This is a genomic window from Streptomyces fungicidicus, from assembly GCF_003665435.1.
Taxonomy (GTDB): domain Bacteria; phylum Actinomycetota; class Actinomycetes; order Streptomycetales; family Streptomycetaceae; genus Streptomyces; species Streptomyces fungicidicus.
Map to the genome: position 1 here is coordinate 3,773,005 of NZ_CP023407.1, position 22,414 is coordinate 3,795,418.

Annotated in this window: 19 protein-coding genes; 12 read left to right on the top strand and 7 right to left on the bottom strand. The window is 72.3% G+C overall.

The window, feature by feature from the left end:
• The first annotated feature begins 18 nt into the window (after nt 1-18).
• The 7 genes from CNQ36_RS17175 (at nt 19) to CNQ36_RS17205 (ending at nt 7,971) form a co-directional block, all read left to right on the top strand.
• Nucleotides 19-675, top strand: a complete 657-nt coding sequence (locus CNQ36_RS17175; protein ID WP_004929358.1) for an SCO family protein — start codon at nt 19-21, stop codon at nt 673-675.
• Entirely contained in the window at nt 672-1,124 is a 453-nt protein-coding gene (locus CNQ36_RS17180; protein ID WP_121546654.1) for a copper chaperone PCu(A)C, read from the top strand. The genes CNQ36_RS17175 and CNQ36_RS17180 overlap by 4 nt, the downstream gene beginning before the upstream one ends.
• A 13-nt stretch (nt 1,125-1,137) precedes the next feature.
• A complete protein-coding gene (locus CNQ36_RS17185; RefSeq protein WP_121546655.1) occupies nt 1,138-3,036 on the top strand; it encodes a copper resistance CopC/CopD family protein in 1,899 nt (632 codons plus the stop codon).
• A 6-nt stretch (nt 3,037-3,042) separates the two neighbouring features.
• Complete coding sequence (gene efeB / locus CNQ36_RS17190; RefSeq protein WP_121546656.1) at nt 3,043-4,329, top strand: iron uptake transporter deferrochelatase/peroxidase subunit; 1,287 nt, start codon at nt 3,043-3,045, stop codon at nt 4,327-4,329.
• Between the two features lie 71 nt (nt 4,330-4,400).
• Nucleotides 4,401-5,333 carry a prephenate dehydratase gene (gene pheA / locus CNQ36_RS17195; protein WP_121546657.1) on the top strand — a complete coding sequence of 311 codons (933 nt, stop codon included), beginning with the start codon at nt 4,401-4,403 and terminating at the stop codon, nt 5,331-5,333.
• A 551-nt stretch (nt 5,334-5,884) separates the two neighbouring features.
• Entirely contained in the window at nt 5,885-7,162 is a 1,278-nt protein-coding gene (gene serS / locus CNQ36_RS17200; protein WP_121546658.1) for a serine--tRNA ligase, read from the top strand.
• Complete coding sequence (locus CNQ36_RS17205; protein WP_121546659.1) at nt 7,159-7,971, top strand: HAD family hydrolase; 813 nt, start codon at nt 7,159-7,161, stop codon at nt 7,969-7,971. The genes serS and CNQ36_RS17205 overlap by 4 nt, the downstream gene beginning before the upstream one ends.
• Before the next feature lie 331 nt (nt 7,972-8,302).
• On the opposite strand, the gene CNQ36_RS17210 is transcribed toward CNQ36_RS17205, so the two are convergent.
• From CNQ36_RS17210 to CNQ36_RS17225, 4 genes are read right to left on the bottom strand one after another with little or no spacing between them, the layout of a single operon-like run.
• Nucleotides 8,303-9,022 carry an ABC transporter permease subunit gene (locus CNQ36_RS17210; protein ID WP_004929343.1) on the bottom strand — a complete coding sequence of 240 codons (720 nt, stop codon included), beginning with the start codon at nt 9,020-9,022 and terminating at the stop codon, nt 8,303-8,305.
• A gap of 10 nt (nt 9,023-9,032) precedes the next feature.
• Nucleotides 9,033-9,944: an ABC transporter ATP-binding protein gene (locus CNQ36_RS17215; protein ID WP_004929340.1), complete on the bottom strand. Its 912-nt coding sequence runs from the start codon at nt 9,942-9,944 to the stop codon at nt 9,033-9,035.
• Nucleotides 9,941-10,855, bottom strand: a complete 915-nt coding sequence (locus CNQ36_RS17220) for an ABC transporter permease subunit (RefSeq protein ID WP_121546660.1) — start codon at nt 10,853-10,855, stop codon at nt 9,941-9,943. The genes CNQ36_RS17215 and CNQ36_RS17220 overlap by 4 nt, the downstream gene beginning before the upstream one ends.
• A complete protein-coding gene (locus CNQ36_RS17225) occupies nt 10,845-11,831 on the bottom strand; it encodes an ABC transporter ATP-binding protein (protein WP_121546661.1) in 987 nt (328 codons plus the stop codon). Before CNQ36_RS17225 ends, CNQ36_RS17220 begins: the two co-directional genes overlap by 11 nt.
• A 174-nt stretch (nt 11,832-12,005) precedes the next feature.
• Between CNQ36_RS17225 and CNQ36_RS17230 the strand changes: the two genes are divergently transcribed.
• From CNQ36_RS17230 to CNQ36_RS17250, 5 genes are all read left to right on the top strand, one after another.
• Nucleotides 12,006-13,763: an SDR family oxidoreductase gene (locus tag CNQ36_RS17230; protein ID WP_121546662.1), complete on the top strand. Its 1,758-nt coding sequence runs from the start codon at nt 12,006-12,008 to the stop codon at nt 13,761-13,763.
• A 128-nt stretch (nt 13,764-13,891) separates the two neighbouring features.
• Nucleotides 13,892-14,440, top strand: a complete 549-nt coding sequence (locus CNQ36_RS17235; protein WP_004929331.1) for an RNA 2'-phosphotransferase — start codon at nt 13,892-13,894, stop codon at nt 14,438-14,440.
• An 18-nt stretch (nt 14,441-14,458) separates the two neighbouring features.
• Nucleotides 14,459-14,734 carry a hypothetical protein gene (locus CNQ36_RS17240; RefSeq protein WP_410177123.1) on the top strand — a complete coding sequence of 92 codons (276 nt, stop codon included), beginning with the start codon at nt 14,459-14,461 and terminating at the stop codon, nt 14,732-14,734.
• A 10-nt stretch (nt 14,735-14,744) separates the two neighbouring features.
• A complete protein-coding gene (locus CNQ36_RS17245; protein ID WP_121546663.1) occupies nt 14,745-15,647 on the top strand; it encodes an LLM class flavin-dependent oxidoreductase in 903 nt (300 codons plus the stop codon).
• A gap of 110 nt (nt 15,648-15,757) precedes the next feature.
• Entirely contained in the window at nt 15,758-16,645 is an 888-nt protein-coding gene (locus CNQ36_RS17250; RefSeq protein WP_004929322.1) for a Cof-type HAD-IIB family hydrolase, read from the top strand.
• A 13-nt stretch (nt 16,646-16,658) separates the two neighbouring features.
• Here CNQ36_RS17250 and CNQ36_RS17255 read toward each other — a convergent pair whose 3' ends face one another.
• The 3 genes from CNQ36_RS17255 to cydB all read right to left on the bottom strand — a co-directional run bounded on the left by CNQ36_RS17255 (nt 16,659) and on the right by cydB (nt 22,406).
• Complete coding sequence (locus CNQ36_RS17255) at nt 16,659-17,720, bottom strand: M23 family metallopeptidase (protein WP_121546665.1); 1,062 nt, start codon at nt 17,718-17,720, stop codon at nt 16,659-16,661.
• Nucleotides 17,721-17,890: 170 nt separating this feature from the next.
• Complete coding sequence (gene cydD / locus CNQ36_RS17260) at nt 17,891-21,388, bottom strand: thiol reductant ABC exporter subunit CydD (RefSeq protein WP_121546666.1); 3,498 nt, start codon at nt 21,386-21,388, stop codon at nt 17,891-17,893.
• A 13-nt stretch (nt 21,389-21,401) separates the two neighbouring features.
• A complete protein-coding gene (gene cydB / locus CNQ36_RS17265; protein WP_121546667.1) occupies nt 21,402-22,406 on the bottom strand; it encodes a cytochrome d ubiquinol oxidase subunit II in 1,005 nt (334 codons plus the stop codon).
• Nucleotides 22,407-22,414: the final 8 nt, after the last annotated feature.

A 22,414-nucleotide genomic window follows, 5' to 3' on the forward strand; every position in this document is an offset into this window, starting at 1 on the left:
CACCTCTCAGGACCATTCATGCGCAAGAAGACCTTCATGGCGGCGGGCCTGCTCGCCGTCGCCTCCCTCACCCTCTCCGCCTGCGGCGGCGGGGACGGCGACAGCGGCAACCCCGTCGCCGTGGTGTCCGAGGACGCCGGCTCCCAGCAGGCGGCCACCGTCCTCGACAAGCCGTTCGAGAAGCCGGACCTCGTCCTCACCGACACCGACGGCAAGGAGTACGACCTCCGCGAGGAGACCGCGGGCAGGCCCACGCTGATCTACTTCGGCTACACCCACTGCCCCGACGTCTGCCCGCTGACGATGAACAACCTCGCCGTGGCCAAGAAGCAGCTGCCCAAGGAGCAGCAGGACGAGCTGCGGGTCGTCTTCGTCACCACCGACCCGGAACGGGACACCTCCGCCGCGCTGGGCAAGTGGCTCAAGGGCATCGACTCCCAGGTCGTCGGCCTGACCGGCGAGTTCGACACCATCCAGGCCGGCGCCCGCACGCTCGGCATCTCGATCGAGCCGCCGCGCAAGGACGACAACGGCAAGACCGTCTCCGACCACGGCACCCAGGTCATCGCCTTCTCGCCGAAGACCGACGGCGGTTACGTCCTCTACGGCGAGGACGCCACCGTCGAGGACTACACCAAGGACCTTCCGAAGATCATCAAGGGCGAGAACCCGTGAGGCGCCGGGCGGCCGCGGCCGTCACCGCCGCCGCGGCGCTGGCCCTGGCCGGCTGCGGCGGCGCGGACTCCGGCAGCGGGGCCGAGCTGTCCGTCGGCTCGGCGTACATGCCGCAGCCGGTGTCGGACATGGCCGCCGGCTTCCTCACCATCACCAACGACGGCGGCACCGCGGACCGGCTGACCTCGGTCAGCAGCGACGCCGCCGGCGAGGTCACCGTGCACGAGACCGTCGACGGAACCATGCGGCAGGCCGAGTCCCTCGACATCCCGGCCCACGGCAGCCTGGTGCTGGAGAGCGGCGGCAACCATCTGATGTTCGAGCAGCTGAAGCGGAAGCCGAAGCAGGGTCAGAAGGTCTCCGTCGAGCTGCGCTTCGACCGGTCCGACCCCGTCACGGTCGAGATCCCGGTGAAATCGGCCACCTACGTCCCGAAGACCGGACACTGAGGGAGACACCCCTGTGACCCAGACCATCGCCCCCCGCGTGCGGACCCTGGTGCTGCTGCTCCTGGCCGTCACCGGCGCGCTCCTCGCCGGAGCCGCTCCCGCCTCCGCGCACGCCGCGCTGACCGGCAGCGACCCCGGGCAGGGGGCGGTGGTCGAGACGGCGCCGGCCCAGGTCTCGCTCACCTTCTCCGAGCAGATCGCGGTGAGCGACGACGCCGTGCGCGTGCTCGACCCCAAGGGCGAGCGCGTCGACAAGGGCGACCCGGCCAACCCCAGCGGCACCACGTACACCGTGCGGCTGCTGAGCGGGCTGCCCGACGGCACGTACACCGTCGCCTACCAGGTGGTCTCCGCGGACAGCCATCCCGTCGCCGGTGCCTTCACCTTCTCGATCGGGGCACCCTCCGAGACCACCGTCTCCGCCTCCGCGCAGGCGTCCGACGACGGCCTGGTGGGCATGCTGTACGGCTTCGGCCGCTATGTGTCCTACGCGGGCTTCGTCGTCATGGCCGGCGGGGCCGCCTTCGTGCTCGCCTGCTGGGAACGCGGGTCCGGGGTGCGGGCGGTGCAGCGGCTGGTCGTCTCCGGGTGGCTGGCGCTCACCGCGGCCACGCTCGGGCTGCTGCTCCTGCGCGGCTCCTACACCGGTTCCGGGAAGGCCGCCGACATCTTCGACCTGTCGCTGCTCGGTGAGGTGCTCCAGACCAAGACGGGCGCGGCACTCGTCTCCCGGCTGCTGCTGCTCGCGGCGGCGGCGCTGTTCATCGCGGTGCTCTTCGGGGCCTATGACAAACGGGAGGACGAGGAGAAGCGGGACCTGACGTTCGGGCTGGCGATCGGCGGGACGGTCGTGGCGGCCGGGATCGCCGCGAGCTGGGCCATGTCCGAGCACGCCTCCCAGGGGCTCCAGCCGGGTGTCGCCATGCCCGTCGACGTGCTGCATCTGCTCGCGGTCGCCGCCTGGCTCGGCGGCCTCACCGCGCTGCTCGTCGCGCTCTACCGGGCGCCCGCCTCCACTCCGCTCGGCCGGGACGCCGTCCAGCGGTTCTCACGGCTCGCCTTCGGCAGCGTGGTGACGCTCGTCGTCACCGGCGTCTACCAGAGCTGGCGGCAGCTCGGCTCCTGGTCCGCGTTCACCGACACCCGGTACGGGCAGCTGCTGCTCGGCAAGATCGGGCTCATGGTGGTGCTCGTCGGGATCGCGTCGTTCTCGCGGCGCTGGACGGCACGGCTGGCCGAGGCAGCGGTCCCCGAGGCGCGCGAGGAGGAGAAGCAGCCGGCGGGGGCGGTGTCCGGAGCGGACGGCGCCGGGGAGGGCGGCGAGGAACGGGCGGCCCAGCTCGCCCGGCAGCGGGCCGCGGTGGAGAGCGCGCGCCAGAAGCGGCTGCGGGACGCCGACCCGGGCCGTTCCGGGCTGCGCCGCTCGGTACTCGCCGAGGCGGGCGTCGCCGTCGTCCTGCTCGCCGTGACCACCGTGCTGACCCAGACCGAGCCGGGACGCACCGAGCAGGAGGCCAGGGCGGCCTCCTCCACCGCCTCCCCGGCGGCCGCGCCGACCGGTCAGGGCACGGCCGCGGTGACCCTGAACATGCCCTTCGACACCGGCGGCGAGAAGGGCAAGGGCGTCGTCACGGTCGACCTCGACCCGGCACGGGCCGGCGACAACGACGTGCACGTCTACGTCGAGGGCCCGGACGGGCAGCCGGTCGACATCCCCGAGGTGAAGCTCTCCTTCACCCTCTCCGCCAAGGACATCGGGCCGCTGCCCGTCGTCCCCGACCGCATCACCACCGGACACTGGTCGGCGAGCGGAGTACAGATCCCCATGACGGGCGACTGGAAGGTCGAGGTGACCGTGCGGACCTCCGACATCGACCAGGTGACCGTCTCGAAGAACGCGAAGATCGGCTGAACCACCATGGCTGACCAGTCCATTTCACGGGCGCGGACCGCCCCGGCCGCCCAGGAGGGCGCCACCGGCCAAACCACCGGGCACGGCGTCTCACGGCGTCGGCTGCTCGGCACGGCCGGCGTCACCGGGCTCGTGCTCGGCACGGCGGGCGGCGCCGTGGGATACGCCTCGGCGCCCGCCGGAGCCACCCCGCTGACGTCGGTGGGCGACGGCCGGGTGCCGTTTCACGTGAAACACCAGCCGGGCATCACCCAGCCGCTCCAGGCCCGCGGCCATCTGATCGCCTTCGACCTCGCCCCCGGCGCGGGACGCAAGGAGGCGGCCGCACTGCTGCGCCGCTGGTCGGACACCGCCCGCCGGCTGATGGCGGGCGAGCCCACCGCACAGGACGACACCGGTGTGGCCGACGACGCCGGCCCCTCCTCGCTCACCCTCACCTTCGGCTTCGGCCACAGCTTCTTCACCCGCGCCGGCCTGGAGAAGCAGCGCCCGGTCGCCCTGGACCCGCTGCCGGACTTCTCCTCCGACCGGCTCGACAAGGCGCGCAGCAACGGGGACCTGTGGGTGCAGATCGGCGCCGACGACGCACTCGTCGCCTTCCACGCCCTGCGTGCCGTCCAGAAGGACGCGGGCTCGGCGGCCAGGGTGCGCTGGCAGATGAACGGCTTCAACCGCTCGCCGGGGGCCACCGCCCACCCCATGACCGCCCGCAACCTGATGGGCCAGGTCGACGGCACCCGCAATCCCAAGCCCGCCGACTCCGACTTCGACCGGCGGATCTTCGTCCCGGAGAAGGGCGAGCCCGCCTGGATGGCGAACGGCTCCTACGTCGTCGTACGCCGTATCCGCATGCTGCTGGACGACTGGGAGAAGCTGCCGGTCGAGGAGCAGGAGAGCGTCATCGGCCGCCGCAAGTCCGACGGGGCGCCGCTGTCCGGGGGCACCGAGACCTCCGAGATGGACCTGGAGAAGACGGATTCCAAGGGCGGTCTGGTCGTCCCCTTCAACGCCCACGCGAGGATCACCCGGCCCGACCAGAACGGCGGGGCGGCCATGCTGCGCCGTCCGTTCTCGTACCACGACGGCATGGACACGGACGGGGTGCCGGACGCGGGGCTGCTGTTCGTCTGCTGGCAGGCGGATCCGCTGCGCGGCTTCGTGCCGGTGCAGCGCAAGCTCGACCGGGGCGACGCCCTGACGCCGTTCGTCCGCCACGAGGCGAGCGGGCTGTTCGCGGTCCCGGGCGGGGCCGCGGAGGGCGAGTATGTGGGGCAGCGACTGCTGGAGGGATGAGAACCGCCCCGCTTCACCCCCTGAGGACATTTCCGGGACCACCTCCGGCCGGGGCCCATTAGGGTGAGGTCATGCCAGCGAGCTATGCGTATCTCGGCCCTGAGGGCACTTTCACCGAAGTCGCCCTGCGCACGCTTCCCGAGGCGGCCACCCGTGAGCTGACGCCGTACGTCTCCGTGCAGTCCGCGCTCGACGCGGTGCGTGTGGGCGAGGCCGAGGCCGCGTTCGTCCCGATCGAGAACTCGGTCGAGGGCGGCATCACGACCACCCTCGACGAGCTGGTCGCGGGCACCCCGCTGATGATCTACCGCGAGGTGCTGCTGTCGATCACCTTCGCGCTGCTCGTCCGTCCCGGCATCAAGCTGTCGGACATCAAGACGGTCACCGCGCACCCGGCCGCCCAGCCGCAGGTCCGCAACTGGCTGAAGACGCATCTGCCGGACGCCGTCTGGGAGTCGGCCGCCTCCAACGCGGACGGCGCGCGGCTGGTCCAGGAGGGCCGGTACGACGCCGCGTTCGCCGGTGAGTTCGCCGCCGCCCGGTACGGCCTGGAGGCGCTGGAGACGGGCATCCACGACGCGGAGAACGCCCAGACGCGGTTCGTGCTGGTGGGCCGCCCCGCCCGGCCCGCGGCGCCCACCGGCGCCGACAAGACCTCCGTCGTGCTGTGGCAGAACGACGACCATCCCGGTGGTCTGCGCGACCTGCTGGGCGAGTTCGCGACGCGCGGCATCAACCTGATGCTGCTCCAGTCCCGGCCGACCGGTGCCGGCATCGGCAATTACTGCTTCTGCGTGGACGCCGAGGGTCATATCTCGGACCGCCGGATGTCCGAGGCGCTGATGGGGCTCAAGCGGATCTGTCTGCAGGTGCGCTACCTGGGCTCGTACCCGCGTGCCGATGTGCGCCCCGGAGAGGTGCTGACGCCGTTCCCCGGGACGTCGGACGAGGAGTTCGCCGGGGCCGCGGACTGGGTGGCGCGGTGCCAGGACGGGCGGTTCTGACCGGTGCGGTGAGGGCCGGGGCCCGGTCCTACCTGCTGATTTTCGTTGTCCACAGAAGTTATCCACAGGTCCGCTTCTCTACCTGGGGACAAGTCGACACCGAGACGGCATTCCGTCGACAAATCGGCTCATGCATCATGATCCCGTTCATCGCCCCGCACATCGCCCTTCGTCCACCCTTTTCCTTTGGTCAACCCTTTGGGGTGAGCGCTTTCCACTCAAAAGTGGTGGCGAAGGGGGTTTGTCCTGGGATTCCTCGGCTCCGTTCGAGCGTTTCGGAGTGATCAATTCCGACGTCCACAGATTTTCCCCACACCCTGTGGATAACTTGCGCGAGGGCCTGGATGCCTGTGGACAACCAAAGCCCAAGTTCCCTTCGCCGCAAGGGATTCCAGTCAACCCGCACCCCGTGAACTGACCCGTTCCAGGGGAAGTGTTCCCTTTATTGACTTCACGGAACACAATGCGCAATTCACCCATAACGGAACGTGAGCCGCCGCACCGCAATAGTGAGTCGTGAGGCGTCACCGCGCACCGGTAGCCTTGGCCGCGTGATTGACCTTCGCCTGCTTCGTGAGGACCCCGACCGTGTGCGCGCTTCCCAGCGTGCCCGTGGAGAGGACGTCGCGCTCGTCGACGCCCTCCTGTCTGCCGACGAACGGCGCAGGTCGTCCGGCGTCCGCTTCGACGAGCTGCGCGCCGAGCAGAAGTCGCTCGGCAAGCTCATCCCCAAGGCGGCCGGCGACGAGAAGGCCGAGCTGCTCGAGCGGACCGGCCGGCTCGCCGCCGACGTCAAGGCGGCCGACGCCGACCGCGACGCCGCGGCGAGCGAGACCCAGGACCTGCTGCTCAAGCTGAGCAACCTCGTCCACCCCGACGTCCCCGTCGGCGGCGAGGAGGACTTCGTCACGCTGGAGACGCACGGCACCATCCGCGACTTCGACGCCGAGGGCTTCGCTCCCAAGGACCACCTGGAGCTCGGCCAGCTGCTCGCCGCCATCGACGTCGAGCGCGGCGCCAAGGTCTCGGGCTCCCGCTTCTACTTCCTGACCGGCGTCGGCGCGCTGCTCGAGCTCGCCCTGGTGAACGCCGCGATGGCGCAGGCCACGGCCGCCGGCTTCACGCCGATGCTGACCCCCGCGCTGGTCCGCCCCCAGTCGATGGCGGGCACCGGCTTCCTCGGCCAGGCGGCCCAGGACGTCTACCACCTCGACAAGGACGACCTCTACCTGGTCGGCACGTCCGAGGTGGCGCTGGCCGCCTACCACATGGACGAGATCATCGACGCCGACCGGCTGCCGCTGCGGTACGCGGGCTTCTCGCCCTGCTTCCGCCGCGAGGCCGGCTCGCACGGCAAGGACACCCGGGGCATCTTCCGTGTGCACCAGTTCGACAAGGTCGAGATGTTCTCGTACGTCTCCCCGGAGGACTCGCAGGCGGAGCACCAGCGGCTGCTGGAGTGGGAGAAGCAGTGGCTGACCTCGCTCGAGCTGCCGTTCCGCGTGATCGACGTCGCCTCCGGCGACCTGGGCTCCTCGGCCGCGCGTAAGTACGACTGCGAGGCGTGGATCCCGACCCAGGGCAAGTACCGCGAGCTGACCTCGACCTCGGACTGCACCGAGTACCAGTCCCGCCGGCTGTCGATCCGCCTCCGTGAGGACAAGAAGGTGCGGCCGCTGGCCACGCTCAACGGCACGCTCTGCGCCGTCCCGCGCACGATCGTCGCGATCCTGGAGAACCACCAGCAGGCCGACGGCTCCGTGCGCGTGCCGGAGGTGCTGCGTCCGTACCTGGGCGGCCGGGAGCTCCTGGAGCCGGTCACCAAGTGAGCGCCGCCCCCTCGCCCTTCCCCTACCGGCTCGTCGCCACCGACCTCGACGGCACGCTGCTGCGGGACGACCACTCGGTCTCCCGCCGCACCCGTGACGCGCTCGCCGCGGCCACCGCGGCGGGCGCCGCGCACATCGTCGTCACCGGCCGCGCGGTGCCCTGGACCCGGCCCATACTCGACGACCTCGGCTACCGGGGCCTCGCCGTCTGCGGCCAGGGCGCACAGGTGTACGACGCCGGAGCGCACCGCCTGCTGACGTCGGTCACCCTGGACCGGCAGCTGGCCGGAGTGGCGCTGGCCAAGATCGAGGCGGAGGTCGGTCCGCTGCACCTGGCCGCCAGCCGTGACGGACTGGAAGGCGAGGTGCTGGTCGGTCCCGGTTACGAGGTCGTGGGCGGACTGCCCGCGACGCCGTTCACCGACGCGTCGGACCTGTGGAGCGCGCCCCTCAACAAGCTGTACATCCAGCACCCCACCCTCACCACGGACGAGCTCGCCGACGCGGCGAACGGCGCGGCGGGCGGGTTCGTCACCGTCACGATGGCGGGCGAGGGCATCGTGGAGCTCCTCCCGCTCGGCCTGTCCAAGGCCACCGGGCTGTCCCTCGCGGCGCGCCGGCTGGGCGTGAGGTCCACGGACACGATCGCCTTCGGCGACATGCCCAACGACCTCCCGATGTTCGCCTGGTCCGCCCGCGGTGTGGCCATGGCCAACGCCCACCAGGAGCTGAAGGCGGTGGCGGACGAGGTGACGGCCTCCAACGAGGAGGACGGCATCGCGGCGGTTCTGGAACGCTTCCTGAAGTAGCCGCGCGGCCCGCCCCGCACCGGCTCGGAGCACCGCCTCCGGGGAGGCGGAAGCAGGGAGGGGCGGCCCACGCGACGCGAGTGCGCGTGCTCGAAGCGGCCGCCCCCGGGCAGCTCCCCGTGCGGGCGGACTCGACGGAGCCGTGGGGATGGCTCCGGAGTCCGCCACGGGCTGCCCCGACGGGAGCGGACGTGCCGTGCGACGGGCACCGTCCCGCTCCCTCTCCCAGCAGGTGACGCCGGACTTTCCCGGCGATGCGGACACTCTCACTCTGCCCGCCGGGCCGGCCGGACGCCACCGAATAAAACGGGACGTCCCGGCCGGCCGGGTGTCACTCCTCGCCGGCCAGCGTCAGCGAACGCAGCTTCTGCCCGGCGTACCAGGTGGCCAGCACGGTCACCGTGGCCAGCAGCACCGTCGCGGTCGTCAGGCCGACGTCCGAGGTGATCAGTTCACCGCCGGAGACCTTCTGCGCCACGGCCAGCGACCACTGCTGGACGCTCAGCGTGCGCGCGCCGGGCACCAGGGAGCCGAACAGCGCCTCCCAGACCAGCGCGTAGACCAGCCCGAACACCACCGCGTGCCGCGAGACCGTGCCGAGCAGCAGGAAGAGCGCCGCGTACGCGATCGAGGCGACCAGGGCCGCCACCGTGTAGGCGACGGCGACCTGTTGGCCGTTGCCGTTCAGGACGAAGCCCGCGATCAGCGTCGGCACCGCCGAGAACACCATGGTCACGGCGATCGCGACGATCAGCTTGGTGTAGATGATCGTGGACCGCTTGATCGGCTTGGACAGCAGGTACACCACGGAGCCGTCGTCGATCTCGGGCCCGATCGCGCCCGTGCCGGCGATGACGCCGATGATCGGCACCATGGTGGCGAGCGCGAACCCCCCGAGCACGTCGGCCGCCGTCTGGTCGTCGACGCCGCTGAGGGCGCGCACGGCCACGGAGATCACGATCAGCAGCAGGGGCAGGGCGCCCAGGATAAGGGCCCGGCGACGGCCGAGCAGGGCCCGGTAGGTGAGCCGGGCGACTGTGGGGTCGTACATGTTCGGCCTCCTACGCCGCGACGAGATACGAGAAGACGGACTCGAGGGACTCGTCGGACGGCGAGACCGTGAGCAGGCGGATGCCGTGCTCCTTGGCGACCTTGGGGAGCAGGGCGGTGAAGCGGCCGAAGTCGACGGCCTGGATACGCAGGGCGCCCTCCGCCAGGTCCACCTCGATGCCGGAGGTCGACGGATCGGCGATCAGCGCGGCCGCGAGGGCGCGGTCGTCGCTGGAGCGCACCAGGTAGCGGTGCGGGCGGTCCGTCATCAGGCGGCGGATCCTGCGGAAGTCGCCGCTGGCCGCGTGCCGGCCGGCGACCACCACCTCGATGTGCCAGGCGAGCTGTTCGACCTCCTCGAGGATGTGTGAGGAGAACAGCACGGTGCGGCCCTCGTCGCCCATGCGCCGCAGCAGGTCCATCAGCTGCATCCGCTGACGCGGGTCCATGCCGTTGAAGGGCTCGTCCAGCAGGAGCAGCGACGGCTGGTGGACCAGCGCGGACGCCATCTTCACGCGCTGCCGCATGCCCTTGGAGTACGTGGCGATCTTCCGGTCCTGCGCGTACTCCATCTCGACCGTGGCCAGCGCCTGCTGGGCGGCCTTGGCGCCGAGGCCGTGCAGTTCCGCGTTGGCGAGGACGAACTCGCGGCCGGTGAGGAAGTCGTACATCGCCTCGCGCTCGGGGACGATGCCGATGTGCCGGTAGATGGCCTCGTTGCGCCACACCTGCTGTCCGTCGAGGGTGACGGTGCCGGTGGAGGGGGCGAGGAAGCCGCCCATCATGTTGATGAGGGTGGACTTTCCGGCTCCGTTGGGGCCGAGCAGGCCGGTGACGCCGGGCCCGATGGTCATCGTGATGTCGTTGACGGCGACCACGTTGCCGAACCAGCGGGAGACGTGGTCGATGCTGAGCGTGGTCACATTCCCACCTTCTTGTAGCGGCGCACCAGGAGGCCGTAGCTGGCCGCGATCAGGCCGAGGCTGAGCAGGACGTAGACCACGCCCTCGCCGTTGCCCGGTCCCACGCCGCCGGGGAAGGCGGAGCTCGCGCCGAGGAAGGCGGACTGCACTCCGTCGATGAGGGTGATCGGCGAGAACAGGCCGATCCAGGCGATGGCGTCGCCGCCGCTCTGGACCTCCGCGATCGCCTGGAGCGTGGAGACCGCGCCGTAGGAGATGGTCAGGACGGCGATCACCGCGGCGATGCCGAAGCCGCGGCGCGGGGTGACCGACGCGACGACCAGGCCGATGCCGGCGAAGAGCAGCGAGAGCAGTGCCACGGAGACGAGTCCCTGTGCGAATCCCTTGGTCTGGTCGGTGAAGTCGAGCTTGGCCAGCAGCGCCCCGACGTACAGCACGAGCAGGGGTGCGGCGGTGAGGATGAACAGGGCCGAGGCCAGCGCCGCGAACTTGGCGCGGACGTAGTCGGCGGTCTCGATGGGCCGCGAGAAGTACAGCGGCACGGTCTTGAAGCGCAGGTCGCGCGAGACGGACTGGGGCGCCTGCGAGGCGACGTACAGGCTGATGACGGCCTGCATGACGATCGCGTAGCGCGTGTAGTCGAGCGGCAGGTCCTTGGCCTTGGTGGCGACGGCGACGGCCACCATGATGGCGGCGGGCACGCACATCACCACGAACAGCAGCATCGGCAGGACCTTGGACTTCACCGAGCGGCCGAGGCCGTAGGCGCCGCGCAGGGACTGCGAGTACAGCGAGAGCCTGGCGTAGGAACGGCCGAGGCGGGGGCCGTCGTAGGAGCGGTAGCCGATGTTGTGGATACGGGTGTCGCCCGACGCGGTGGCCGGTGTCCGCAGGGACTGCTCAGTTGCCATGGCCGACCGCCTCCTTCCGCTGTTCGCCGCCGTTCGCCGCGGTGCCGTCTTCGTCGTTCCTGAAGACCTCGGCGATGTGGTGCCGGCGCTGTTCCATGCGCACCAGCCCGAGGCCGAGGTCCGCGATGACGTCCCGGACCAGGTCGTAGGTGTCCTCGCCGCGCGCGGTGAGCAGCAGGATGTGCCCGGCGCCCGGCAGCCCGCTGCCGTCCTCGACGGTCACTCCGCGCGCCCGGAGCGCCTCGCGCACCGCGCGGGTGCCGTCGGGGTGTTCGTCGGTGTCGGTGACCTCGACCGCGAGCGTCGTGGTCGTCTGGGTGAAGTCCGTGGTGGAGCTGGAGCGCAGCAGCTTGCCGCCGTCGACGACCACGACGTGGTCGCAGGTGCGCTCGAGTTCGCCCAGCAGGTGCGAGGTGACCAGCACGGAGATGCCGAAGTCGGTGTGGATGCGGCGGATCAGGCCCAGCATCTCGTCGCGGCCGACCGGGTCGAGGCCGTTGGTGGGCTCGTCCAGGAAGACCAGCTGGGGGTCGTGCACCAGGGCCTGCGCGAGTTTCACGCGCTGCTTCATGCCCGTGGAGTAGCCGCCGATGGGGCGGTAGCGCTCCTCGTACAGGCCGACGTGGCGCAGGGTGTCCGCGGTGCGCTCCCGCGCGGCGGTGGGCGGCAGGCCGGACATGCGTGCCATGTGGACGACGAACTCGGTGGCCGAGACGTCCGGTGGCAGGCAGTCGTGCTCCGGCATGTAGCCGACCCGCTCGCGGATGGCGGCGCCCTTGGTGGCGACGTCGAGCCCGAGCACTTCGGCTCGGCCCTCGGTGGCGGGGGACAGACCCAGCAGGATCTTGATCAGTGTGGACTTGCCGGCTCCATTGGCTCCGACGAGTCCGGTCACACCGGGCCCGACGTCCACGGAGAGCCGGTCAAGAGCGGTCACCCGGGGGAACCGCTTGCTCAGGCTTTCGGTCACGATCACAGTCACGTCCTAGACGGTAGTGACCCGCACCACTGCGGTCGTCAGACCGGAGAGCCGTCTTGGGGTCCGTCTGGAGTCGTACGGGCCCGTAGGGGAGCCCTGCCCGAGGGGCACTCACCGGCCCCCCGGCAGGCGCTGTTGACGATCCGTCTCACTACTGCCACATTCGCCGGTGTGACGGGACTGAGTGGCGCGCGGGAGCGCCGGGTGCGTACGGGCGGGGTCGAACTGTGCGTGGCCGAGCTGGGCGATCCCGGGCGGCCGACGGTCGTCCTGGTGCACGGCTATCCGGACAGCAAGGAGGTGTGGTCCGAGGTCGCGCCCCGGCTGGCCGAGCGGTTCCACGTGGTGGCGTACGACGTCCGCGGCCACGGCCGGTCCACGGCGCCGCGTCCGCTGCGCGGCGGGTTCACCCTGGAGAAGCTGACCGACGACTTCCTGGCCGTCGCCGACGCGGTCAGCCCGGACCGTCCGGTGCACCTGGTGGGGCACGACTGGGGCTCGGTGCAGTGCTGGGAGTTCGTCACGGTGGGGCGCACCGCGGGGCGGATCGCCTCCTTCACCTCGATGTCGGGGCCGTCCCTCGACCACTTCGGGCACTGGATCAACAGCCGGCTGAAGCGGCCCACCCCGCGCCGGGTCGGCCAACTGCTCGGCCAGGGCGCCAAGTCCTGGTACGTCTACCTGCTGCACACTCCGGTGCTGCCCGAACTGGCCTGGCGCGGCCCGCTCGGCAGGCGCTGGCCGCGGATACTGGAGCGCGTCGAGAAGGTGCCCGGCGGCGGCTATCCCACCCCGTCACTGCCCTCGGACGCGGCGCACGGCGCCTGGCTGTACCGGGACAACGTGCGGCCCCGGCTGCGCGCTCCGCGCGCAGACGCCTACGCGCACGCGCCCGTGCAGCTCATCACGCCCCTGGACGACGCGTTCCTCTCGGAGCGGCTCTACGAGGATCTGGAGCTGTGGGTGCCGCGGCTGACCCGGCGGACGCTGCGGGCCCGGCACTGGGTCCCGCGCACCCGCCCCGACCAGCTGGCGGCGTGGACAGGCGACTTCGTGACGTCCGTGGAGGAGGGCCGCCCGGAGGTGCCGGCTCGGGGCCGGTACGCCGACCGGTTCGGCGGGCGGCTGGTCCTGGTCACGGGGGCGGGCAGCGGCATCGGGCGGGCGACCGCGCTGGCGTTCGCCGAGGCGGGCGCGCGGGTCCTGGCGGTCGACCGGGACGCCGGGGCGGCGGCCCGCACCGCCGGAGAGGCCCGTGACCGCGGTGCGGCGGCCGCCTGGGCGGAGACGGCGGACGTGTCCGACGAGCGGGCCATGGAGAAGCTCGCCGAGCGGGTCACCGCCGAGCACGGCGTGGTGGACGTGCTGGTGAACAACGCCGGCGTCGGGCTGGGCGGCCCCTTCCTCGACACCACCGCGGAGGAATGGCGGAAGGTGCTAGACGTCAACCTGTGGGGTGTGATCCACGGCTGCCGGCTCTTCGGGAGCCGGATGGCCGAGCGGGGGCAGGGCGGCCACATCGTCAACGTCGCCTCGGCGGCGGCGTTCCAGCCGTCGAGGGCGCTGCCCGCGTACGGCACGTCGAAGGCGGCGGTGCTGATGCTGAGCGAGTGCCTGCGCGCGGAACTGGCGGAGCGGGACATCGGCGTGACCGCGGTCTGCCCCGGGTTCGTCGACACCCCCATCACCTCCACCGCGCGCTTCGCGGGCGCGGACGCCGAGGAGGAACGGCGGCTGCGGAAGCGGGCGGCCCGCCTGTACGGGCTACGCGGCTACCCGCCGGAGAAGGTCGCCGCCGCGATCCTGCGGGCGGTGGCGCGTGACGAGGCGGTGGTGCCGGTCACGCCGGAGGCGCGCACCGCGTACGCGTTGTCGCGATGGCTGCCGGGGGCGTCGCGGCGGATCGCGCGGGTGAAGCCGCCGGTGTGAGGCGGTGGAGCGCTTGTTTGTCCACAACGAGGGCCAATTCCTCTGTGGATAAACGCACTTGGCTGTGGATCAAACCTGTGGAGCAAAATCGATCGCGTGACGCGCGTCTCTCCCGGCAGTCTGAGGGGATGGACGAAGAACGCACCGTGAAGGTGTCGAAGTACCTCGCCAGGCATCTGCGTCACCAGCCCGCGAGGATCGGGCTGACCCTCGACGAGGGCGGCTGGGTCGAGATCGGCACACTGATCGCCGCGGCGTCCGCGCACGGCTTCCGGTTCTCCCGGGAGGAACTGGACCATGTCGTCGCCACCAACGACAAGCGGCGCTTCGCCGTGGAGGGCACCCGGATCCGCGCCAGCCAGGGCCACACCGTCGAGGTCGACCTGGGACTGGCCCCGGCCGTCCCGCCGCCGTACCTCTACCACGGCACCGTCGCCCGCAATCTGGAGGCGATCCGAGCCGAGGGGCTGCGGGCCATGGACCGGCACGACGTGCACCTCTCCGCGGACCGCGCGACCGCGACCCGTGTCGGCGCCCGCCGGGGCCGCCCCGTGGTGCTGTCGGTGGACGCGGCCGCCATGCACCGCGACGGCCATGTCTTCCGGGTGAGCGCGAACGGTGTCTGGCTGACCGGGTCCGTTCCCGGCCGCTACCTGCGCTTTCCCGCGGGCCACTGAGGCCGCGTGATCGGCGGCATGGAACACCTGCCCAGCACCGAGGCCGCCGTCACCGCCCTCCGGGCGCTCGCCGGCGTCCACGGGCGCGAGATGGTGGTCACCCAGGGCATCGGCGCGGAACGGACCTCGCGCGCCACCGCCGCGGGCGTCGGCGTCACCGTCGACCCCGACGGCTCCCTGCCCCACGAGGCCCACGTCGAGGTGCCGGCCTTTCACTCCGTGGCTGCACGCGCACGCCTGGTGACCGGAACACGAACCCCGATCGTTTCACGTGAAACGTCCCTCGCCGCATAGGCTCGGCAGTATGACTCTGCGTCTGAGCACCGTGATCCTCCCGTACCGCCGCTGGCACGAGGGCAGCCGTTCGGCGTGGGTGCGCGCCGAGGAACTCGGCTTCCACACGGGGTACACCTACGACCACCTGTCCTGGCGCAGCTTCCGGGACGGCCCCTGGTTCGGCGCCGTCCCGACGCTGACCGCGGCCGCGGGGGTGACCGAGCGGATGCGGCTGGGCACCCTCGTGACCTCGCCGAACTTCCGGCACCCGGTGACCCTCGCCAAGGAGCTCATCACCCTCGACGACATCTCCGGCGGGCGCGTCACGCTGGGGATAGGCGCGGGCGGCACCGGCTTCGACGCCACCGCGCTCGGCCAGGAGCCCTGGACGCCCCGCGAGCGCGCCGACCGCTTCGCCGAGTTCGTCCCGCTGCTCGACCGGCTGCTCACCGAGGACTCCGTGTCGTACGAGGGCGACTTCTACGCGGCCCACGAGGCCCGCAACATCCCGGGCTGTGTGCAGCGGCCCCGGCTGCCGTTCGCCGTGGCGGCCACCGGGCCCCGCGGGCTGCGGCTCGCGGCCCGGCACGGGCAGGCGTGGGTGACCACCGGCGACCCCCGGCTGTACGAGAACGGAACCCCCGAGCAGTCGGTTCAGGCCATTCGCGGCCAGGCGGAGAGGCTGGCGGACGCCTGCGCCGAGCTGGGCCGGGACGTGACCGAACTGGACAAGATCCTGCTCACCGGGTTCACCCCGGACCGGGGCCGTCCGCTGGAGTCCCTGGACGCCTTCGTCGACTTCGCGGGACGCCACGCCGAGCTGGGATTCACCGAGATCGTGATCCACTGGCCCATTCCGGAGTCGGACTTCGCCGCGGACCAGAAGGTCGTCGAACGGATCGCCATGGAAGCCCCGGCGCAACTGCGGTGAGCCGGGAGCGTCCGCGCGCGGCCCCCGCTCCCTCCACGGGGGCGGGTGAGGCCGTCAGTGACGTGGATAACCACTCAGATGTGCGGACTCCCGCACGGCCGTGCGGGCATATGCGGGACAATGACCCGGTGACCTCAGCGACCCGACAGCCCGAGACCAGGACAGCCACCACCCCGCCGCGGCTCATCGCCACCGACCTCGACGGCACCCTGCTGCGCGACGACAAGTCGGTGTCCCCGCGCACCATCGCCGCGCTGGCCGCCGCCGAGGAGGCGGGCATCGAGGTCTTCTTCGTCACCGGCCGCCCGGCCCGCTGGATGGACGTCGTCAGCGACCACGTCCACGGCCACGGCCTCGCCATCTGCGGCAACGGCGCGGCCGTCGTCGACCTGCACGGCGGCCCCGGCGCCCACCGCTTCGTGAAGGTGCGCGAGCTGGCCCGGGAGAACGCGCTGGACGCCGTAGGGCTACTGCGCGACGCCGCACCGGGCACGGTGTACGCCGTCGAGCAGACCTACGGGTTCCACCAGGAGCCGGCGTACCCGAAGCTGCACATGGAGGTCCCGGACGGGTTCGCACCCGCCGAGGAGCTGCTGGCCCCGGACTCCCACACCGCGGGTGAGCCGGTGCTCAAGATCCTCGCCCACCACCCGGCGCTCGATCCCGACGCCTTCCTCACCCTGGCCCGGCTCGCGATCGGCGACCGCGCCACCGTCACCCGTTCCAGCCCCAGCGCCCTGCTGGAGATCAGCGGCCCCGACGTGTCCAAGGCCAGCACCCTCGCCCTGTGCTGCGCCGAACGCGGCATCTCGCACGAGGAGGTCGTCGCCTTCGGCGACATGCCGAACGACGTCGAGATGCTCACCTGGGCGGGCCGCTCCTACGCGATGGGCAACGCCCACCCGGACGTGCTGGCCGCCGCCTCGGGCCGCACGGTCGCCAACAACGACGACGGGGTGGCCGTGGTGATCGAGCGGTTGCTGGACGAGCGCCGCTAGCCGCGGCGGCATGTCAGCCCAGCGGTACCTCACGCCGCGCCAGCCACGGCACCGGGTCCACCGCCGAGCCCATCTCCGGGGTGACCCGCACCTCGAAGTGCAGGTGCGGACCGGTGGAGTTGCCGCTGGTGCCGGACTGCCCGATCCACTGCCCGGTCGCGACCCGCTCGCCCTGGTCGACGGCGACGGCGGCGAGATGGGCGTACTGCGTGTAGTAGCCGCCCGCGTGCCGGACCACGATCTCGACACCGAAGGCGCCGCCGCAGGACACCCGCACCACCTTCCCGGCGCCCACGGCCCGCACCGGCGTGCCGATCGGCACCGCGAAGTCCTGCCCGGTGTGCCGGTGCGCCCACCGCGCGCCGCCGCTGCCGTAGGAGGCGGACAGCTCGTACGTCTCCACCGGCGCCACCCAGGAGGTGGTGAACCGTGTCTCCGGCTGGTCGAGGCGGACCGCTCCCCGGCAAGCGCCGGCCGCGACCGACGAGTCCGCCTCGCCCTGGAGCTTCCAGCGCGCCGCTTCGAGCTTGCGCTCGATGCCCTGTCTCAGAGTGGCCAGCTCGGTGTTGCGCGCCTCGAGCCGCTTCCACGCCGCCGCGGCCCTCGCCTCGTCGCCGGCCAGCCGGGCCTCGGCGCGCTCGCTCAGGCCGACCGCCTTGTCGAGCGACACCTCCGCCTGACGCACGACCCGCTGACCGCGCATCAGCTCCTCCGGGTCGTGCGCGAGGAGCATGTGCGCCGTGAGCGGCAGGCCGCCGCCGTCCCGGTACTGGGAGCTGGCGAGCCGCCCCAGGTCCTCGTGCAGGCCGGCCAGCTCCCGCCGTTCGCGGTCGAGCCGCTCCTCCAGCCGCCGTGCCTTCGCCCGTTGCCTATCGGCCTCGCGCCGGCCGGCCTCGTACCGCTCGGTCGCCGCCGCCGCCTCCTCGTACAGCCGCGCCACCTCCGCGCCGACGCCGGAGGCGGAGCCGTGGCCGGGGGCGTGATCGCCGTCGCCGTCGGCGGGCCGGGCGGCGAGCACGGCGAGCGCGCACAGCAGCACGGCGGTGAGCAGCGGATGGCGGCGGGTGAAGCGCATGACTGCGATCCTGGACCCCGTCCCCGCATACGGCCCTGTTCATGTCGTACACATGGGGGACCACGCACCCCGTACGGACCAGCGATACCACCGAACAGCGGCCCGCCCGTCAACGCTTGACGTCCCGTCACCCGGCACCGGGACCGCGGGGCGGTCGTCGGCCCCGCGGGCTAACGCACCGCCACCAGCAGTCCGGCCTCCTCCTCCCGGCGAGCCATCGCCCGCAACTCGCCCGGCACCGAGACGAGTTCCGCGTACGGCCCGCGCTGCACCACCCGGCCCTCGTCGAGCACGACGACCTCGTCCACCGCCTCCAGGCCCGCCAGCCGGTGGGTGATGAGCAGCGTCGTACGGCCCTCCGTGGCGTCCAGCAGGTCCGCCGTGAGGGCGTCGGCGGTCGGCAGGTCGAGGTGTTCCGCCGGCTCGTCCAGCACCAGCACCGGGAAGTCCGCGAGCAGCGCCCGCGCCAGCGCCAGCCGCTGCCGCTGTCCGCCGGACAGCCACGCCCCGTGCTCGCCGACGAGCGTGTCGAGCCCCTCGGGCAGACCGTCGGCCCACTCCAGGAGCCGGGCCCGGCCCAGCGCGTCGCGCAGCGCGTCCTCGGTCGCGTCCTTCCTGGCGAGCAGCAGGTTCTCCCGTACCGAGCTGTTGAAGAGGTGGGCGTCCTGCGCGCACAGTCCGACCAGCCGCCGTACGTCGTCGCCGTCCAGGGCGTACGCGTCCACCCCGGCCAGCGTGTACGAGCCCGTGTCCGGATCCAGGAACCGCAGCAGCGCCTGCGCGAGCGTCGTCTTGCCGGAGCCGGACGGCCCCACCACGGCGATCCGGCGGCCCCGCTCCAAGGTGAGGTCCACCCCGGCCAGCGCGTCCCGGTCCTGCCCCGGGTGGCGGGCGACCAGCCCCCTGACCACCAGCGGGAACGGCGACGCGGGCGCCTGCCGGGGCGACTCCGGCTCCCTTACGGGCGCCGGGGCGTCCAGGACCTCGTACACACGCTCGGCGCTGCGGCGCACCCGCTGCCGGTACTGTACGGCGAGCGGCATTCCGAGGACGGCCTCGAACGCGGCCAGCGGGGTGAGGATCACCACCGCCAGCGCCACGCCGTCCAGCCGGCCGGAGGCCACGCCCTGGACCCCGGCGAGCGCGGCTGCCGCGACGGTCAGGCCTGAGATCAGCGCGGTGAGCCCGTCGCCGAGCGCCGTGGCGGTGGCGGCACGCGAGGCGATCCGGGTGAGCACGCCGTCGGCCCGCCGCGCCTCGGCCGTCCGCGCGGGCAGGGCACCGGCGACGGTCAGCTCCGCGGTGCCGGTGAGCAGATCGGTCACCCGGGTCGCGAGCGCGCCCCGGGCCGGTGCCAGCCTGCGTTCCGCACGGCGCGCCACGGCGCCGGTCAGCAGGGGCACACCGGCGCCCGCCGCGAGCAGTCCGGCCGCCAGCACGGCCCCGGCCTCGGGCAGCAGCCAGGCGGTGAAGCCGACGGACAGGGCGGAGACGGCGACGGCCGCACCGGCCGGCAGCAGCCACCGCAGCCAGTAGTCCTGGAGCGCGTCCACGTCGGAGACCAGCCGGGAGAGCAGGTCGCCCCGGCGGGCGCCGCGCAGTCCGGCGGGCGCCAGCCGCTCCAGCCGCCGGTACACCGCGACCCGGGTGTCGGCCAGCATGCGCAGGACGGCGTCGTGCGACACGAGCCGCTCGGCGTACCGGAACACCGCCCGGCCGATGCCGAAGGCCCGGGTCGCCGTCACGGCCACCATCAGATACAGCACCGGCGGCTGCTCCGAGGCCCGGGAGATGAGCCAGCCGGACGTCGCCATGAGCCCGACGGCACTGCCCAGGGCGAGGGTGCCCAGCAGCAGGGCGAGGGTGATCCTCCCCCGCCGGGCGCCGGACAGCGCACGGACGCGGGTGAGGACGCCGCCCGGGACGGGCTCGGCGTCCCCGGGAGCGGCGGGACCGCTGCCGGGCAGGAGGCCGGTTTCCACGGGTGTCGCGGTGCCGGGCTGCTCCCGGCGCGGAGCCTCCCCCTGGTCGGCGGGAGCCGGTTCCGCCAGCCGCACGACGCGGTCGGCGAGGGCCAGCAGCGCCGGCCGGTGCACCACGAGCAGCACCGTCCGCCCGGCCGCCAGCCGCCGTACCGCCGCCACGATCCCGGCCTCGGTGGCACCGTCCAGCGCCGCCGTCGGCTCGTCGAGCAGCAGGACGGGCCGGTCCGCGAGGAAGGCGCGGGCCAGCGCGAGCCGCTGCCGCTGTCCGGCCGACAGTCCCGCTCCGTCCTCGCCGAGCACGGTCCCGGCGCCCTCAGGGAGCGCCTCCACGAACTCCAGCGCCCCGGCGTCCCGCAGGGCGCGCCGCACTGCGTCGTCGTCCGCGCCGGGGCGGGCCAGCCGTACGTTCTCCGTGATCGTCCCGGCGTACAGGTGCGGCCGCTGCGGCACCCAGGCGACACGGTCGTGCCATGCGGCGAGGTCGAGTCCGGCGAGATCCGCTCCCCCGATCCGCACCCGCCCCCCGGTGGGCCGGACGAATCCCAGCAGCGCGTGCAGCAGGGTCGACTTGCCCGCCCCGCTCGGCCCGACGAGCGCGACCGTCTCCCCGGGGCCGACGGTGAAGGACACGTCCGTCACGGCGTCCGCGGTACGGCCCGGATAGCGGACCGTCACCTCCTCGAAGGAGAGGGCGCCCTCCGGCACCGTGCCCGTTCCCGGCGTGGGCGCGGGTGTCTCCAGCACGGAGAAGATCTCCTCGGCCGCCCCGAGGCCCTCCGCGGCCGCGTGGTACTGGGCGCCGACCTGACGCAGCGGCAGATAGGCCTCGGGCGCCAGGATCAGGATGACCAGTCCGGTGTAGAGGTCCATGTCGCCGTACACCAGCCGCATGCCGATCGTCACGGCGACCAGGGCCACCGAGAGCGTGGCGAGCAGTTCCAGGGCGAAGGAGGAGATGAAGGCGATCCGCAGCGTCCGCATGGTCGCCCGCCGGTAGTCGGCGGTGATCCGGCGGATGGACTCCGCCTGCGCCTTGGCCCGTCCGAAGACCTTCAGGGTCGGCAGCCCGGCGACGACGTCCAGGAAGTGGCCGGACAGCCGGGACAGCAGCAGCCACTGCCGGTCCATCCGGGACTGGGTGGCCCAGCCGATCAGCGCCATGAAGAGGGGGATCAGCGGCAGGGTGCCGACGATGATCGCCGCCGAGACCCACTCCTCGGTGACGATCCGCGCCAGCACCGCCACCGGGACGACCACCGCGAGGCCCAGCTGGGGGAGGTAGCGCGAGAAGTAGCCGTCGAGGGCGTCGACTCCCCGGGTGGCCAGCGCGACCAGTGACCCGGTGCGCTGCCCGTCCAGCCAGCCCGGTCCGAGTGCCGTCGCCCGCTCCAGCAGCCGCCCCCGCAGCTCCGACTTCACCGCGGCGCTCGCCCGGTGGGCGGCCAGCTCGGTCAGCCAGCCGACCAGCCCGCGGCCGGCCGCGACGGCGGCGAGCAGCACCAGGGGAGTGGTGAGGTCACCGGCGGACAGACCGTCCTCGAACGCGCCCACCACGATCTCGGCGATGAGCATGGCCTGGGCGATGACCAGCACCGCGCCGACGGCCCCCAGGGCGACGACCGCCGCCAGGAAGCCGCGGGTGGCCCGTGCGTACCGGAGGAGTCGCGGGTCGATCGGTTTCACGTGAAACACACCCTCAGTGCACGGGATCGGCGATGTGCTGGGTGCCGATCCGCTTGCGGAACACCCAGTAGGTCCAGCCCTGGTAGAGCATCACCAGCGGGGTGGCGATCACCGCGAGCCAGGTCATGATCTTCAGGGTGTAGGGGCTGGAGGAGGCGTTGGTGACGGTCAGGCTCCAGTCCGCGTCGAGCGTGGACGGCATGACGTTCGGGAACAGCGTCAGGAAGAGCATCGCCACGGCAGCCACGATGGTGACGCCGGAGAGGGCGAACGACCAGCCCTCGCGTCCCGCCTGGTTCGCCGCCAGCGCGGCGACCAGTGCGGCGACCGCCACGGCCATCGCGACCAGGCTGGTGCCGTCACCGCGGTCGGCCTGCGTCCACAGCAGGAACACCAGCGCCAGCACGGCGGTGACCAGACCCACGCGCAGGGCCAGCTTCCGCGCCCGTGCCCGGATCTCCCCGACCGTCTTCAGCGCGGTGAACACCGTGCCGTGGAAGGTGAAGAGCGACAGGGTGACCAGTCCGCCCAGCAGGGCGTACGGGTTGAGCAGGTCCCAGACGGTGCCCACGTACTCGAACTCGGCGTCGATCTTCACGCCGCGGACGATGTTCCCGAAGGCCACGCCCCACAGGAAGGCCGGGATCAGCGAGGTCCAGAAGATCGCCGTCTCCCAGTTGCGCTGCCAGTGCTCCTCCGGCCGCTTCGCCCGGTACTCGAAGGCGACACCGCGGACGATCAGGCAGACCAGGATGACCAGCAGCGGGAGGTAGAAGCCGGAGAAGAGCGTGGCGTACCACTCGGGGAAGGCGGCGAAGGTGGCACCGCCCGCGGTGAGCAGCCACACCTCGTTGCCGTCCCACACGGGGCCGATGGTGTTGATCAGCACCCGCTTCTCGGCCCGGTCGCGGGCGAGCAGCCGGGTGAGGACGCCGACCCCGAAGTCGAACCCCTCCAGGAAGAAGTAGCCGATCCACAGGACGGCGATCAGTACGAACCAGACGTCGTGCAGTTCCATGACGGTGC

Coding starts and splice junctions, on each gene's coding strand:
- CNQ36_RS17240 (WP_410177123.1), top strand. CDS start 14,459: ATGGAACACCTGCCCAGCACCGAGGCCGCCGTCACCGCCCTCCGGGCG.
- efeB (WP_121546656.1), top strand. CDS start 3,043: ATGGCTGACCAGTCCATTTCACGGGCGCGGACCGCCCCGGCCGCCCAG.
- CNQ36_RS17220 (WP_121546660.1), bottom strand. CDS start 10,855: ATGGCAACTGAGCAGTCCCTGCGGACACCGGCCACCGCGTCGGGCGAC.
- CNQ36_RS17255 (WP_121546665.1), bottom strand. CDS start 17,720: ATGCGCTTCACCCGCCGCCATCCGCTGCTCACCGCCGTGCTGCTGTGC.
- cydB (WP_121546667.1), bottom strand. CDS start 22,406: ATGGAACTGCACGACGTCTGGTTCGTACTGATCGCCGTCCTGTGGATC.
- CNQ36_RS17250 (WP_004929322.1), top strand. CDS start 15,758: ATGCGGGACAATGACCCGGTGACCTCAGCGACCCGACAGCCCGAGACC.
- CNQ36_RS17245 (WP_121546663.1), top strand. CDS start 14,745: ATGACTCTGCGTCTGAGCACCGTGATCCTCCCGTACCGCCGCTGGCAC.
- CNQ36_RS17210 (WP_004929343.1), bottom strand. CDS start 9,022: ATGTACGACCCCACAGTCGCCCGGCTCACCTACCGGGCCCTGCTCGGC.
- CNQ36_RS17235 (WP_004929331.1), top strand. CDS start 13,892: ATGGACGAAGAACGCACCGTGAAGGTGTCGAAGTACCTCGCCAGGCAT.
- CNQ36_RS17175 (WP_004929358.1), top strand. CDS start 19: ATGCGCAAGAAGACCTTCATGGCGGCGGGCCTGCTCGCCGTCGCCTCC.
- pheA (WP_121546657.1), top strand. CDS start 4,401: ATGCCAGCGAGCTATGCGTATCTCGGCCCTGAGGGCACTTTCACCGAA.